Origin of the sequence: Chitinophaga lutea, assembly GCF_003813775.1 — a bacterium.
GTDB lineage: Bacteria > Bacteroidota > Bacteroidia > Chitinophagales > Chitinophagaceae > Chitinophaga > Chitinophaga lutea.
Map to the genome: position 1 here is coordinate 345,519 of NZ_RPDH01000003.1, position 14,683 is coordinate 360,201.

At 55.6% G+C, this 14,683-nt stretch carries 9 protein-coding genes; all 9 read right to left on the reverse strand.

The annotated features are described in order from the left end of the window. Positions 1-6 precede the first annotated feature (6 nt). Positions 7-4,785: a translocation/assembly module TamB domain-containing protein gene (locus tag EGT74_RS24545; RefSeq protein ID WP_123849263.1), complete on the reverse strand. Its 4,779-nt coding sequence runs from the start codon at positions 4,783-4,785 to the stop codon at positions 7-9. A gap of 700 nt (positions 4,786-5,485) precedes the next feature. Then, positions 5,486-6,211 (reverse strand): LytR/AlgR family response regulator transcription factor, encoded by a 726-nt coding sequence (locus EGT74_RS24550; RefSeq protein ID WP_123849264.1) that lies wholly within the window; start codon positions 6,209-6,211, stop codon positions 5,486-5,488. Between the two features lie 3 nt (positions 6,212-6,214). Continuing rightward, positions 6,215-7,300 (reverse strand): sensor histidine kinase, encoded by a 1,086-nt coding sequence (locus tag EGT74_RS24555; protein ID WP_123849265.1) that lies wholly within the window; start codon positions 7,298-7,300, stop codon positions 6,215-6,217. 64 nt (positions 7,301-7,364) lie between these two features. Then, positions 7,365-9,518, reverse strand: a complete 2,154-nt coding sequence (locus EGT74_RS24560; RefSeq protein WP_123849266.1) for an outer membrane beta-barrel protein — start codon at positions 9,516-9,518, stop codon at positions 7,365-7,367. Between the two features lie 196 nt (positions 9,519-9,714). After that, positions 9,715-10,569: a TraB/GumN family protein gene (locus EGT74_RS24565; protein ID WP_123849267.1), complete on the reverse strand. Its 855-nt coding sequence runs from the start codon at positions 10,567-10,569 to the stop codon at positions 9,715-9,717. Positions 10,570-10,572: 3 nt separating this feature from the next. Beyond that, positions 10,573-11,625 carry an aminotransferase class I/II-fold pyridoxal phosphate-dependent enzyme gene (locus tag EGT74_RS24570; RefSeq protein ID WP_123849268.1) on the reverse strand — a complete coding sequence of 351 codons (1,053 nt, stop codon included), beginning with the start codon at positions 11,623-11,625 and terminating at the stop codon, positions 10,573-10,575. A gap of 1 nt (position 11,626) precedes the next feature. Further along, positions 11,627-12,043: a putative periplasmic lipoprotein gene (locus EGT74_RS24575; RefSeq protein ID WP_123849269.1), complete on the reverse strand. Its 417-nt coding sequence runs from the start codon at positions 12,041-12,043 to the stop codon at positions 11,627-11,629. Continuing rightward, positions 12,040-12,564 carry a DUF1572 family protein gene (locus tag EGT74_RS24580; protein WP_123849270.1) on the reverse strand — a complete coding sequence of 175 codons (525 nt, stop codon included), beginning with the start codon at positions 12,562-12,564 and terminating at the stop codon, positions 12,040-12,042. Before EGT74_RS24580 ends, EGT74_RS24575 begins: the two co-directional genes overlap by 4 nt. A 318-nt stretch (positions 12,565-12,882) precedes the next feature. Beyond that, positions 12,883-14,568 carry a gamma-glutamyltransferase gene (gene ggt, locus EGT74_RS24585; protein ID WP_123849271.1) on the reverse strand — a complete coding sequence of 562 codons (1,686 nt, stop codon included), beginning with the start codon at positions 14,566-14,568 and terminating at the stop codon, positions 12,883-12,885. Positions 14,569-14,683: the final 115 nt, after the last annotated feature.

Sequence of the window (14,683 nt, forward strand, 5' to 3'; positions counted from 1 at the left end):
CCGCCGCTATCTCGCACTATCCCTTCTCGCCGCATTGCTGCTGTCCCGCTGTTGCATCACCGCGCGGCGCAGACTGTCCTGCCGCCTGCGGAGGAAGCGGTCGCGGAACAGTTCGTTCAGGTGGTTGTAGTCCCGCACATAGGAAAGCCCCACACCGCTCCTGATACGGTTGGAGAGATAATAGGCGTCATAGTCCGTTTTGCTGAATGCGTTGATACGCACGCGCCCGTCGGGCGTCAGCAGGTATTCCACGCGGAAGTCGCCGGCGAAGTTCTGCGATGAGGCGGTGGACGATACGCGTCCCCAATCGTAGTCGCCGCCCACGTACACGCGGATGCGGTTGTTGTAGAAGTTTTTGGTGATGCCCGTGCTCACGAGGTTACGGTCGAACGAACTGTTGGCGCTGTTGCTGAAGTTATACGCCGTATAGTTCACGTTAAAACCGATGCCCGCGTTCTTCAGGAAGGTATTGGAGAAGTTGTTCAGGATGGCGGACGCCTGCGCGCTCAGCGCCTGCCCCACACTGTTTTTACCGGTCACGCCGATGTTGGCGCCGCCGCCGTCCGGCGGTTGGAACTGGCCGGTGGCCAGCAGGAAGGAGATCTGGTACAGGGCCTGGTTCTGATCCTGGTTAATTTCTTTGAGGCGCGATGCGATGCCGCTTTCATATGCCAGCGAGCCTACATCCGGCAGGGTGATCTCGTAAGTGATGGCGGGCTGCATCAGCGAGTTGCGCAGGTACAGCAGGATTTCCACCCGCTCTGAACGGTTCAGCGCATCCGTGCCGCCACCGCCGGTTTGTGCGGCGGTAGACAGGTTGTAGAGGCTTACCTTGGGCAATGAATATTTGGCGGTGATATTCACCTTGGCTTCGGCGGGGTCGCCGTTCCAGGTGATGGTACTGCCCTTGTCGATATCGAACTTCCAGGTAGCCACCCTTTCAAACGTAAAATTGTATTTACCCTGGTTGATCACGTAGTTGCCGTACATGGTGAAATCCCCGTCGAGGTTCACGTTGATGGTCAGGTTGCCCGTGCCGTTGGCGGTGATCACGTCGTTGGTGGTGGGGTCGAGGATCACATCGATCTCGGCATCGGGATTGGCCACGATGTCCATCTTCACATTCAGCTTGATGTCGCTCTTTTTCTTCGGCTCTTCCTTGATGGTGCCATATTGTTTGAACCGGATGAATTCGTGTTTGCCGATGTCTTTGCTGTCCGAAATAGGCAGGTAGAAGTGCGTGCCCCGCAGGGGACGGGCCAGTACCCGCAGCTGGAGGTCGTTCAGCTTGCCGGTGAAGTATACGCGGCCCGCGGCCAGCACATCGCCGTAGTACAGGTTGTTGTCCTGCGAACCGGTGTTGAGGAAGAGGAATTTCTGCGACGCCACGTCGAACTCGAAGTTCATGTCGTAGAAATTCTGGTGACTGATAAACCCGTTCACCTTCGCCTGGTTGTTGAACTTGTCGATCATGGTGAAGGGATGCATTTCAATCAGGTTGTCGTCCATATTGTGCACGTGCAGCAGCGGGATTTTGTAATAGGTGCCGAGGTAGTTGACCTTCATGCCGATGTTCTCCACCTTGACGGAGCCGCGGAACGAGGGTTTGTCGGTGGTGCCGGTAACGGTCACCTTGCCGGTGGCGGCGCCGGTGAGGTTGCTGACGTATTCGCCGAGGTATTTATCGAGCAGGCTGATGGACGTATTGTTCATTTCCGCGGAAGCGTTCAGCACGCGGTTGCTGTCGCTGACGCCCACGCTGCCTCTGGCCACGAAGTTGGCGAGCGCGTTATCTGATTTGACGTCGAAGTTCACCTGCCCGAGGCGCATGTTATAATTGCCGGCCAGCTGGAGCAGGCCCAGGGAATCGTTGTCGATGCGCAGCTGGCTGGCCTGGATGTCTGCATCCACTTGAAGGTCCCCGAACGGATCGTTGACGTTGATGTTGCCGTTGGCAAGCCCTTCCACGCGGATGTCCGTAAGCCCGGCCGGAATGATGTCGGACAGGTTGAGGTCTTTGAGGGCGATCATGAACCGGCTTTCGTCCGGGTTGAATTCATTGGTCCGGATGGTGATGCTCTGGTCGTTGCGCGAAATCCGGAGGTTGTTGACGGTGAGGAAGTTTTCGCTCCAGTACACTTCATTACCGGGCGTCATGCTCCACTGGCGGCCGTTCACGGTGAAGTTGCTGTTGAGGAAGTGCACCTTCACGCCGTCGCCCACGGTGATGAGACGGGCATAGAAACCGTCGAGACTGGTAGTGTCTTCAGCTTTCAGGTCCACTTTCACGTAAGAGGTATCCCGGCCTGAACTGGCCATGATGACGGGATTGGTGAACACGGTGCTGTCGTTGTACAACACTTCGGCGATGCTCACGCTCATGTTGATCTTGTTGAAATCGCCGTTGGCTTTGAGCAGGAGGTTGCGCACGCCGAAATCCGTATAGGCGCCGTACGGCACGGCGGCGTTGAGGTTCACCTGGCCAGACAGGGTATTGAGCGAACCGGCCACCTGCGTGCCGTTCAGGCCCTTGATATTGTTCGTGAAAGCCCTCAGCACCTTGTCCACATCGCCGAACTCGAAAGAGAAGGAGAAGTCCTGGCCGGCATTGGCCGCCGGCGGTGATTTGAAATAGGCGGGGTAATATTTGTTAAGGAACAGTTTGAACGCATTGGGCAGCTCCATAAAACTGTAGGAACCCTGCACATAGCCGTCCACCTCATTCCCTTTGATCCGGAGCGTTTTCAGGTTCTTTTCCATGGTGGTGCTGACCGACAGCGAGTCGAACTCCACGCGGCTTTTGTTTTTGAACAGCGAAACGTCGTACAGACGGGCTATCCCGTCGAAGTTGTCGATGTTGCTGCCGGCGAAGTTCAGGTCGGCTTTGGCCTGCAGGGTGATGGAATCTTCGGTCAGGCGCAGGGCCTTCAGGTCGCTGTTGCGGATCTCGGAATAGAAGTTGAACACCGGCAGGCGGCTGTTGAAGTCGATGGTGCCGGTAAAGTCCATATCGAGGTTGGGATCGTTCACGGCCAGCGAACCGTTGAAGAAACGTTTGCTCATTTCTCCTTCCACGGTGAGGTTGCGGTAGTCGTACCCGTACAGGCCGATCTGTTTCACTTCCGCTTCCAGTGAGGCCTTGAGCGTCTGGAAGTTAAAACCCTCACCTTTGATTTTAGCCTGGAAGCTGGCGTTGGACACGATGGTATTGTCGAGCAAAGTGCCCACCTGGAAATTGTCGGCGTTGAGGCGGCCGGAATAAACGGGCACGTCTTTGCTGGTTTTAAAGTTCAGGTCGGAGTCGAGGTTGCCGAGGTTGGTCTGGAATTTCCCGTAGGCCACGAAGTCCGTTACGAACCCCGTAAAAGTACCCTGGAAGCCGAGGCGCGTGATCAGGTCGGTGCGCACGGTGGTGATGTCTTTCAGCAGGGGGAAAAACTGCCGGATGTCGTGCCCGCTGGTCTGCAGGTCGTGCGCCGTGAAGTCGATGAACGTTTCTTCGATATACGGCAGGCCGCGCATGGTGATGTCTCCCTTCAGGCGGGTGTGGTTGCCGCCTTTGAGATCGAGGCTGTCGCCGGACAGGTTGCTCACCGGGCCGTGCACCTGGCCGTTGACCGACAATTCTGTTTTCCAGCTGCTGAGCGGCGGGGCGAAGTAGGCGATGTCGTCGGACGAGAGGCGTGTGTTTTTGAAATTGGCCCGCATGGTCACCGCGTCCACAAAGTCGTTCATGTCGCCAAGATCCTCGTACTGCATGGTGAAATAATCGCGGATGTGGCTGTTGTTGGTCACCAGGTCGAGCTTATTGAACTCCATTTCCACGGGCGACATTTTAAACCGGCTGCGGAGGTCTTTTACCTCAAAGCCGCTGCGCTCGCGGGTGGTGAGCCGCAGGTCCGCGAAAATGCTGTCTTTGACGAGGCTGCTGTTGGAAATGGACAGGTTGATATTGCCGAAGCGGATGTGCGACGGGTCGAACTGGCCTTCCGTGGAAGGGATGGAATCTTCGAGGTTATCGACGCCGAAAGTGCCGTCTTTGATGCGCATCGACTTCACCACCAGCTTCCAGTTGTCCTCATTCCAGCGGAGGGGAACGGGGTGAAGGCTGTCGAGCGGGGTAGGCGCAACGGTGGGCATCGGCGGTACCGGCTTGCGTTTGGGCCGGGTGGCGGCGTAGCTGGCGATGATGAATTCCGGGCGGTCGAGGGTAAATTCGTTGATGAGCACGTCGTGGGCCCGCAGGTCGAGGCGCTCGGCATCGAGATAAATGCGGTTGGCGGCCACGCGCATGTCTTCGCCCACCCAGCCGTCCACGATATTGAACTTCACCCGCTTCAGGTCCACCTTTTTCAGGTCGAGCGAAACGCCGGTCGTTTTTTCTGTTTTGGGCTGCGGGGAGGGGGAGCCGCCGAATTCATCGATGATGAACTGGTAGTTCCATACCGAGTCGAACTTCGGGCGGATGAGGTTCACCTGGGCATCTTCGAGGCCCACGAACTTGAGCACGGGTTTTTCCTGGATGAAGAACCAGTCGGTGATCCGCACCTGGAGAACACCGGCGTAGAGCAGGGTGTCGTGCTTGTGATCCTCGATCAGCGTGCCTTCCAGCCGCATGCTGTTAAAGAGCCTGAAGTTCACATGACGTATTTCCACGCGCGTGGCCAGCTGTTTGCTCAGACGTTGGGTCACCTGGTCAACCAGCACGTTTTGCACGGCGGGAATATTAATCAGTATGCTGACCAGCAGAATGAGGCCCAGCACGCTCAGCAGGGCGACGGTCAATATTTTGCGAACTTTCTTCAGGGGAAGGCCGATTTATCTGGCAAAAATAGGGATTCGCAAAATGTCTGCCAATTGAATCTGCGGCAGGGAGCGGCGCGGCCGGGCGCCATTTTAGTGTAACCTCCACCGTTAGAAAATGCGATACCCGCGAAACAGGGGCCGCAGGAAACGACCTGAAGCCCATTTCCCTGCCGCACCCACCGGAAACCCCGCCCGGGGTACCGGCAAAGCATCACTTCATAAAGCGCCGGGTAATATGTCATTGTCATTATATTGTCAGGCTAGTTGTGTTTAATTGATGTTATTTTAATGAAAAGCTGTTCTTTTTTACCTTATTGCTAACGGTTGCAACATATATGGTCCACTTCTTCATATCATAAATGGCTGTTCTTTTGTATGTTCTATGGCTGTTTGAGCCGCCTTGCTAAACAGAGGCAAACCTATTTGCCGATTGTAACCGGATTATCAGGAATACCGCTGTTTTTTTTAACAAAATTTTAAAGATTCTACCTTTCGACTACACAGTTTACAATGAAATAGCGGCTTTTTGCCGAAACGGCAAACGACGCTTCCCAACCATCCGCCAACATTTAGATGACATTCACAAAAAAGAGGAGCTTGTACTCCTCTCATATCCGCACCGGTAGGTGCTACTCTTTTATTGTTTTGAAAAACCGGGTTGGTGTATGGCCGGCCCGGTTTATTTTTTATTGGTCATGATCTTCCCCTTCATCTGGTTCATAAAGGTTTCCCGGTAGGTATCGCCCACGGGCACGGTTTCGCCGGTGTGCTCCAGGTGCACCACGTTGCCTTCGATCATCCGGATGAAGCCGGTGGCGAGCAGGTACGACTTGTGCGTGCGGGCAAATTCGGCGGCCGGCAACCGTTCCTCCAGGTCTTTCATGTTCAGCAGGGCAATGATGCCCTCTCCCTGGCGGGTGTGGATCTTCACGTAGTTCTTGAGCCCTTCGATGAACACAATGTCTTTGATATTGATTTTGATGAGTTTGCCTTTCTGTTCGGTTTTTACGAAAATGAAGTCGTCTTCTTCGCGGGCCGCCGGTGCGGTGGGCTGTATCATCGACAGTGCACGCTGTGCGCCTTTGATAAAACGGGCAAAGGAGATGGGCTTCAGCAGGTAATCGAGCACTTCGTTCTCGAAACCTTCCATGGCGTACTCGCTGTAGGCGGTGGTGAGTATCACCTTGCTTTTGCCGTTGATGGCCTTGATGAAGTCGATGCCCGTCATGGAAGGCATCTGCACGTCTAGGAAAATCAGGTCTACCCGGTGCTGGTGCAGCAGCTGCAAACCTTCCAGCGGGTCGGTGGTGGTGTACAGCAGGTTCAGGAAGGGCGTTTGCCGGATGTGGTGCGTCAGCAGATCAATCGCGTGCTGTTCGTCGTCTATCACTATGCAGTTAATCATGGCTTATAAATTGATCGTGAGTTCGGAGGTATAGAAATGTTCGTTGTCGATGATGTTGAACTGGTATTTGTCGCCGTACATCAGCTGCAGGCGCTGCTTCACGTTGTTGAGGCCGATGTTGGTCGACAATTCCTTCGGCCCGGCTTTCTTTTTGTTCCGGATATAAAACCGGATTTGCCGTTCGTCGGACTCGGTTCTCACCACCAGCGGGTTGGCGGGGTCGAGCAGGTCGCCGTGCTTGAAGGCGTTTTCCACCAGGGTGATGAGCACCAGGGGCGTGATGCGGGCATTCGGGTTCCGCAGGTCTTCCGCGTACTGGATGCTCAGTTTGTTGTTGAAGCGCATCTGGTTGATCTCGATCACGTTTTTCATGTGCGTGATTTCTTTTTCCAGCGCCACCTTGCCTTCGGCGTCTTCTTCCTTCCCCAGCGCGTACCGCATGATGTCGCTCAGCAGCAGCACGGCGTTGCTCACTTCTTCGCTCAGCGGCACCGTTTTGCTGTAGATGAAACTCAGGGAATTGAAGAGGAAGTGAGGGTTGATCTGGTATTTGATGGCGGACAGCTCGGCGTCGAGCTTTTCTTTTTCGAGCGCTTTCTGCCGTTTGTTGCGGTGGTTGAAGTCGATGATCACGGCCACCACGAGGCTGGCCAGCAGCGTGAACATATACGCCACACCCATCGAAATGATGTAAAACAGGAGCTTGTGGTTGCGGATGAATTCCGCCAGGCCTTTCTGATTCTGGTCTACCTTGAAGTTCACGCTTTCGAATTCAAACAGCACGGAATACCCGGCTTTCAGTACAAACAGCCCGAATATCAGCAGGAAAAACTGGAGGATCTTCCGCTTCTGCAACAGGGGCAACCAGGCGACATAGATCAGCACATAAAACGTGAGGGTGAATTCGAGCGCGCCTTTGATCGAATGCCTGAAAAAACCACCCAGGCGGTTATAGGATTCTTTGGCCAGTTCCGGGTCCATCGTGTACAGGAAAAAAAATGAAAACAGCTGATAGGCAATGGCCACTATCAGCAGGATCAATATCTTTTTCCACTCGCGGCCAATAAATTCCTGGATTTTTCTCAACATGATGTGTGTATAGTTATCGCTAAAATAAAGAAAGTTCCCCGGTATCGGCCGGGGAACTTTCGTATTACATGGATTGTGTGGCGGTTCTGCCTGCTTCGGCCTCTATGGTGTTTTTGCGGGCTTTGTTCTGCTTCACGTTTTTGTTCCCGAATTTGTAGTTGAAGGTCAGGTTCACAACACGGGTATCCATTTCGTGTTTGCTCTGGTTATTCACGCTGCCGTACACCACATCGAAGCGGAACTGGCGGGAATTGAACACGTCGTTCACGCCGAGCTTCAGGGAGCCGTTGCCTTTCATGATGGTTTTACGCAGACCGAGGTCTACATACCCCATGCTTCTCAGGCTGGCATACCCCATGGTGATCGGGCTCTGGAAGGCGCCGCTCACTTCGGCGGTGAAGCCTTTGGGCAGGGTAATGGCGTTCTGGGTGTTGAGCATCAGGGTGATGTTGTCTTTTTTATACTGCACCCCGTCGAGCAAAGTGTTGATGTTCAGGTACAGGCCCATGGCCGTGATGGTGGTGCGGAACCAGGGCGTTACGGGTTTGGTCCATACCACGGTGGCGGAACCTACGTTCATGTTCGACTGGTTTTCGAAGCTCTGCACCATGATCTTGGTGGCGGGGTCCTGGCGCACCACGATGCTCAGGTTGTCTTTGATGCGGGTGTAACCGATCGTCGTAAAGAGCTGGTACTTGTGGCTCCAGTTGGCTTCCACGCTCTGCATGAGCATCGGCTTGATGTCGGGGTTGCCCTGGCGGTAAGAATAAGCGCTGTTGTAAGTAATGAAAGGATTCACGATGTCGAACCCGAAACGGTTGATGCTACGGCGGTAGGAGAGGCTGAACTGGTTCTTCATGTCTTTCATGTAACTGACGCTGGCGCTGGGGAACAGCTGCACGTAATCGCGGGTGAAGCGCTGGTTCATGGTGAGGCTGTTGCCTTTCGCATTGGTATGCTCTGCCCGCAGTACGGCATTGAACGTATACTTTTTAACGGTTTTGCTGAGGCCCACGTAAGCGGCGTTGATGTTTTCCCTGTAGATGAAGTGGTTGCTCTTGCCGGGGTCGTTTTCCCATTTGCCGCCGTTCAGGTTCTGCCAGTCGAGCTTGTTGTCTGTTTCGGTATACGTTGTTTTCAGACCGGCTTCGAGTTTGGCGAATTTGAACGTTTGCGTATAATCGGCGCTCAATGAATATAATTGAATGGATGAATTGGACTGGTTGCGAAGGAAACCGGCATCGCCGACGGGCTGGTTCGTTTTGGAAAAATACTGGCTGGCAAAGGCGTCGTCCCAGTCTTTGTCGTAAGAAAAGTAATCGGCGTTCACGGTGAGCTCGTTTTTCCTTTTCTCGCTGCCGGTTTTGAAATAGGCGTTCACGCTGGGATTTACAATGGAGAGGGAACCGTTCGCGGTCTGTACGAAGTTGGAGTCCGCCAGCGCGGTATGGTTGTCGCCATTGCGGCCGCGGCTGGAAAAGAGGCCTTTCACCAGTACGCCGGCGGACGTGGTTTTGCTGATGTCGATATCGGCGCCGGCCTTTACGTTGTGGCTGTTGCGGTTTTCGCGGTTGTAATCATTATCCTGCATCCGGTAGGCGCCGGGGAAAATGCGGTCGGTCACCGTGTTGGTATATTGTTTACTGTGCATGTAGTCGTACCCGCCATACAGGTTCACGCCCCTGCTGCGGTGGTTAAGGGTGAATCCTTCCGTGGTGCGGGGATAACGCCCGAAGCCGCCGCTCACGGTTACGGAACCGTTGGTGCCGAAGTCTTTCGGTTTCAGCATTTTGATATTGATGATGGCGGCGCCCTGCGCATCGTATTTGGTGGAAGGGTTGCTCATCAGTTCTATTTTATCGATGTTGCCGCCCGGCGTGGCTGCCAGCATATTCTTGAGGTCGTCGCCGCTCACACGGGCGGGGCGGCCGTCGATGTATACGGTAACGGACTTGCCGTTGAGCTGTACGTTATTGGTATTGTCTACCACTACACCGGGCGCTTTCTGAAGCACTTCCCAGGCATTGGAGCCTGCGGCGGTGGCGGTTTTCCCGACGTTCATCACCATGGTGCCCCCCTGCATGGTAATGGGAGGCGCGGATGCGGTAACGTCTACCGTTTTCAACTGCTTTACGGTATCTTTTTTTTCCTGCGCCCCGGCGGCGAAGGCGGAAAGGGTTACTATGGCTGTAAAAAGGGATGTGCGAAGCGTTTGCATATAGGTCAATTTTGATACTGCAAACTTATACTGCCGCAAAGGGGAGGTAAAATCCGTTACACCAATCAGTATTTTAAAAGGATGAACCGGTTTTGAAAGAAGGGAAGGATGACGAAACCGGGTTTTTCGCGGGACGAACGCCGGGACGAGCCGGTTTTAAGGAAGAGGGAATTATTGGTATCAATCCCGGGATCATTTATTCCCGCACCGGCGTTACTTCGTACCCGCGTGCTTTCAGCAGGGCCAGCAGTCCCTGCTCCCCGCCGAGGTGCATCGCCCCGCAGGCGATGACAACGGGCCCCTGCCGGATGGCTTTTTCGATAACAGGCACCCAGTTCCGGTTACGGTCGTACACCAGGGCGTCTTCATATCCGGCCCATTCGGCCGACTGGGCGAACAGGCGGTGAAGGGCGGCGGCATCCTGCCTTTTATAGGCGGCTGTCATTTGTTCAAATGTGGCGCGCTGTTTGGGGAAGTCGTTCACATAGTCCATGATCATCCGGCACTCCACGCTATCGGGGATACTGTCGAACACCGCTATCTGGTCGCCGATCCTCTCCAGCCCCATCACCGGCTTTTTCCCCGCCATGGCTATTTTAAGCAGCTCGATCTCATATGAAACCGGGTCGCTGCACGGCACGGCGCGTTGCAGCATCTTCATCTGCAATACCATGGGCTTGCTCCGCGCGAATTGATTGATATCGAGCTGCATGCTGTCTTTCAGCCAGGCAGTGAGGCGCGCGAAGTCCTCCGGCGTAAAATGCTGCTGCAGCGAATATCCTTCCGGCGCCGCCATTCCCTTTACCATCTCCGATATCGTGGACGGATCGTCGAGGTCGATTTCAAGGTACAGGGCGGTACTGGCGGCTACGGCGTTTTTCAGGGCAGGGGGCATCACAAAGTCGCCCGCACAAATCAGGTGAATCGTACCGTAGAGATAAGCGGGCTGCTGCAGCCCTTTACCGGAAATCCTGTACAGCAGCGACTGCTGCGCCAGCGCCGGTATCAGCGTCAGGGCCAGCAGGAGGGTGAGGAGGATGCTTTTGCGCATGGGTCACGAATAATATTGGGTTAATTGGCCGGCGAGTATTTCGAGGTCGTTGCCCGTGTGCAGGGCCGACAGGATGATGCGGTTGATCTTCGCGCCCTGCGGGTCCGGGTAGGCGAAGGATGAAATAAACGTGTCGCGCGACAACAGGTAGCTGTATACGCTTTCCGTCCTGTCTTCCAGGATGAACACCGGTAGCTCGTGCGGGTGCTGGAGATGATCGAGCCCGGCGGTGAGCCGTTTGAACATATTGATGTTATTGGCCAGTTTCCTCCGGGCGTTGGTGAACGCATTGCCGGCATGCAGGAAGGCATAAGCGTTGGCGGGGATCATGGGCGTGCTGGCCGTAAACAGGGGAAGGTGGCGGATAGCGGCCACATCGGCGGCGTGCCCGGCCACCATGCCTCCTTCCAGGCTGTACGCCTTGGCCAGCGAAGCGGTAATAAGGTAATGCGCGGCGGGATTGGGGGGCAGCAGAGGCGAAATCCCTTCGCCCTCCCGGCCCAGCAGCCCGATGCCATGTGAATCGTCGATCAGCACGAGCGCTTTTTTCTGCAGGGTGGCGAGCGGACTGAAATCGTTGATGACGGCGGTGAGCGGGTTCACCGCATCGCTCACCAGCACGTACTGGTAATCCGCGCCGAGGTTCACCATATCCACCACCGTCGCCAGCCAGTCGTTCCAGTTGCCTGCCGGCACTTCTGCACCGGGGTACCGCAAAGCGGGGTGGGCGGATGGTGCGAACAGCACCTGCCCGCGTGTAGCGGCATAGGTGATGGCCGCCTGTGCGGCGAGGTAGCCCGATGAAAAACAGACGGCGGATTGCTGGTGCAACTGCGTGGCCAGCGCATGTTCCAGTTCTTCGTACAGCCGCAGCTGCAGGTTGGAGATGCGCGACGAGGGGTACACGCTCCCGAACCTGCCCAGCCCCACGGCCAGCAGGTCGCGGAAGGTATGGGAGGCATGCATGCCGAGATAGGAGAAGCCCGAAAAATACAGGCAGGTTCTGCCTTCTACCAGGGCCGTTCTGCCGGGAGCGGTGTCTGTGATCTTTACCATGTTATTGTTTGCGCGTGTGCAGTATGAAATGATAGTCGCCCGATTTCACTTTCATGTCGAATTCCTCCTCGTTCAGCGTGGTCACTTCGATGAGGTGCTCCGATGTGCGGGAGCCGTCTGCCGCCGTGATGGAAATGATGCGGCCGTTGCTCAGCAGCTTGTAGCGCCCGCTGTCCGGCTGCCCGGCAATGGTGGCGATGAACAGGCCGTCTTTGAAAAACTGGTAATGCACGTCACTGTAATATCCGTTTTTCAGGTCCTTCGCCTGCGTAACCTGTATGTTGTTATACGGGTCGGAGGCGGGAACGGTGACGTCGTACACTTTCCACTTTTTGTTTTGCAGCAGTTCGTTCGTTTTACCGGAACCGCAGGCGGTGAGGAGCAGCGCGAAGGCCGCGATGGTATATCGTGTGATCATTTTCCGGCAGCTTTTTCGTCGTTGAATTTCCGGGAGTCGCCTTTGGGAATGGACAGGCTTTGCCAGCCTTCCGCCTTCATCACTTTTCCGAGGTACACGATCTGGCCGACGTGGTAGGGATAATGGCTGAGCTGGCGGTTGAGGGCGTCGATGACGATCAGCGGTTCGGTCCGGATGTGGATGGTTTTGCCGAGGTCTTCTTCTTTGAGGCTTTCGAGTGCGCCCATCAGGCAGTTCCATCCTTTTTCCCAGATATCGAGCATCTGCGCTTTGGTGGCGGCGGGGTCGTCGATAAACTCCGCGTCGCGCTGCCGCCAGGGCTTTTCGCCGTCGGTGGTGAGAAAGTCGGTGAAGCGCGACAACATGTTGCCGCTCATATGTTTGACGATGATGTAAATATTGTTGGGCTCACCTGCCGGCTGCCAGTGGATTTGTTCGTCGTTCAGCTGCGCAAATGTTTTGTCGGCCAGTGCTTTGTAGGAGAGCAGGCGTTTCTTTAGACTGTCCAGGTACATACTCATGATCTGTTGATTGATTGCTATGCTAAAATTACGGATTCGGGAGGATTTGCTGTTGTCTTATTGGGGGCGGTCTTTTCTTCCTTTGCTTTCGTTCGATCGCATTGGAAGTGGATTGTCATTCCGCCGCCCTGCCATCGTTCTGTTTGATTAAGGCGGCCGGGCGCCGTTTCAATACTCCGCCACACTGGCATCGTACAGTTTGGTTTAATTATGAGATAAGACTGTTTCTGCACCCGGACGCCGTTTCAATACTCCGCCACTCTGCCCCCAGTTTGTTTTAATAATGAGATAAGCCTGTTTCTGCCGCCGGGCGCTGCGTCAATACCCCGCTGCGCTGTCGTCGCCCCGTTTATCGCCCACGGCTTCGATCTTTCCGTCGGGATGAATCTTGATGAGCTCCGTTCTGCTCCAGGGAGTGCCCACCACCATTTTATAGCCCATCTTTTCCAGCGCCATGCGGGTGCTGTCGGGGAAGTCTTTTTCGATTCTCACTTCGTCCGGCAGCCACTGGTGGTGGAACTTGGGTGCAAACACCGTCGTTTTCGCATCAAGGTCGAACACCAGCGCGTTCAGGATAGTCTGGAAAACGGAGGTGATGATCGTAGAGCCGCCGGGCGTGCCGGTGATCAATACGGGTTTGTTATTTTTTACGACGATGGTGGGCGTCATGGAACTGAGCATGCGTTTGCCGGGCCGGATGGCGTTGGCTTCCGCGCCGATGAGGCCGTACATGTTGGGCGAGCCGGGTTTTACGGAGAAGTCGTCCATTTCGTTATTGAGCAGAAAACCCGCGCCGCCCACTACTACTCTGCTGCCATAGCCGCCGTTCAGGGTGGTGGTGACGGATACGGCGTTGCCTTCCGCATCGAACACGCTGAGATGCGTTGTTTGCATGCTCTCCGGGAATTGGCCGGCTTTTATTTTTTCACTGGGCGTAGCCTGGCCCGGCGTGAACGTCTGCATTCTTTTTTTCAGGTAGGCAGGGTGGGTGAGCGAGGCAATCGGAACCGAAACAAAGTCCACGTCGCCGAGGTGCTGTGCGCGGTCGGCATACGCTCTTCTTTCCGCTTCAATCATCACCTGTACGCTTCGGGTGCTGTGAAAGCCCCATTGTTCCAACGGATAGGGCTCCACCATACCGAGCATCTGCCGTATGCCGATGCCGCCGCTGCTGGGCAGGGGCATGGAAATCACGTCGTAACCCCGGAATTTGAATTGCAGGGGCGTACGCACTTTCGCGCGGTAGTTTTTCAGGTCTGCCGCCGATATGATGCCACCGCCGCGCCGCATTTCCGCCACTACTTTCTCCGCGGTTTCTCCCTGGTAGAAGCCTGCCGCGCCTTTTTGCGCGATCAGTTCCAGCGTGCGGGCCAGGTCTTTTTGTACCAGGGTGTCGCCCGCCTTCCAGGGTGTTTCTTTGACGAATGCGGTGGGTTTGGTGTTGATGCGTATAAAGTCGTCTTTCCGCCGGTTGAGGCCGGCCGCTTCCGCCGCGGTGATCACGTATCCTTCGGCGGCGAGCTGTATGGCGGGCGCGATTAACCTGGCAAAGGGGAGTTTCGCATGTTTGTGCGAGGCGAACAATCCGGCTACCGTTCCCGGCACGCCGGCGGCGAGGTGGCCGGCAAGACTTTTCTCCGTTTGTACGGCGCCGTTAGCATCGAGGTACATATCACGGCTGGCTTTCTGCGGAGCCATTTCGCGGTAATCGATGGCGATGGTTTTACCGCCGCGCAGCCGTGCTACGAGGAAGCCGCCGCCGCCGATGTTGCCCGCTTCCGGGTATACCACTGCCAGCGCCAGTTGCGTGGCGATGGCCGCGTCTACCGCATTGCCGCCCTGGCGCAGCACCTGCACGCCCGCCTCACTGGCCAGCGGATGCGCCGATACCACCGCGCACTTCGCCGGGGTGATGTACTTCGTGATCTCGTACCGGTAAGGACTGGACTGGGCCAGCGCGGGGCCTGCGCAAAACAACAGGGCAATTGACAAGCAGAAACGCATGAGCGGAATGATTTGCATTAAAAATAACATTTCTTGCAGGGAATCAGGCATTCATCCCGCCGAAATTCTCTCCCCGGGCGAAAACGGGGTTGCGTGTTATTCCCTATCTTAGAGG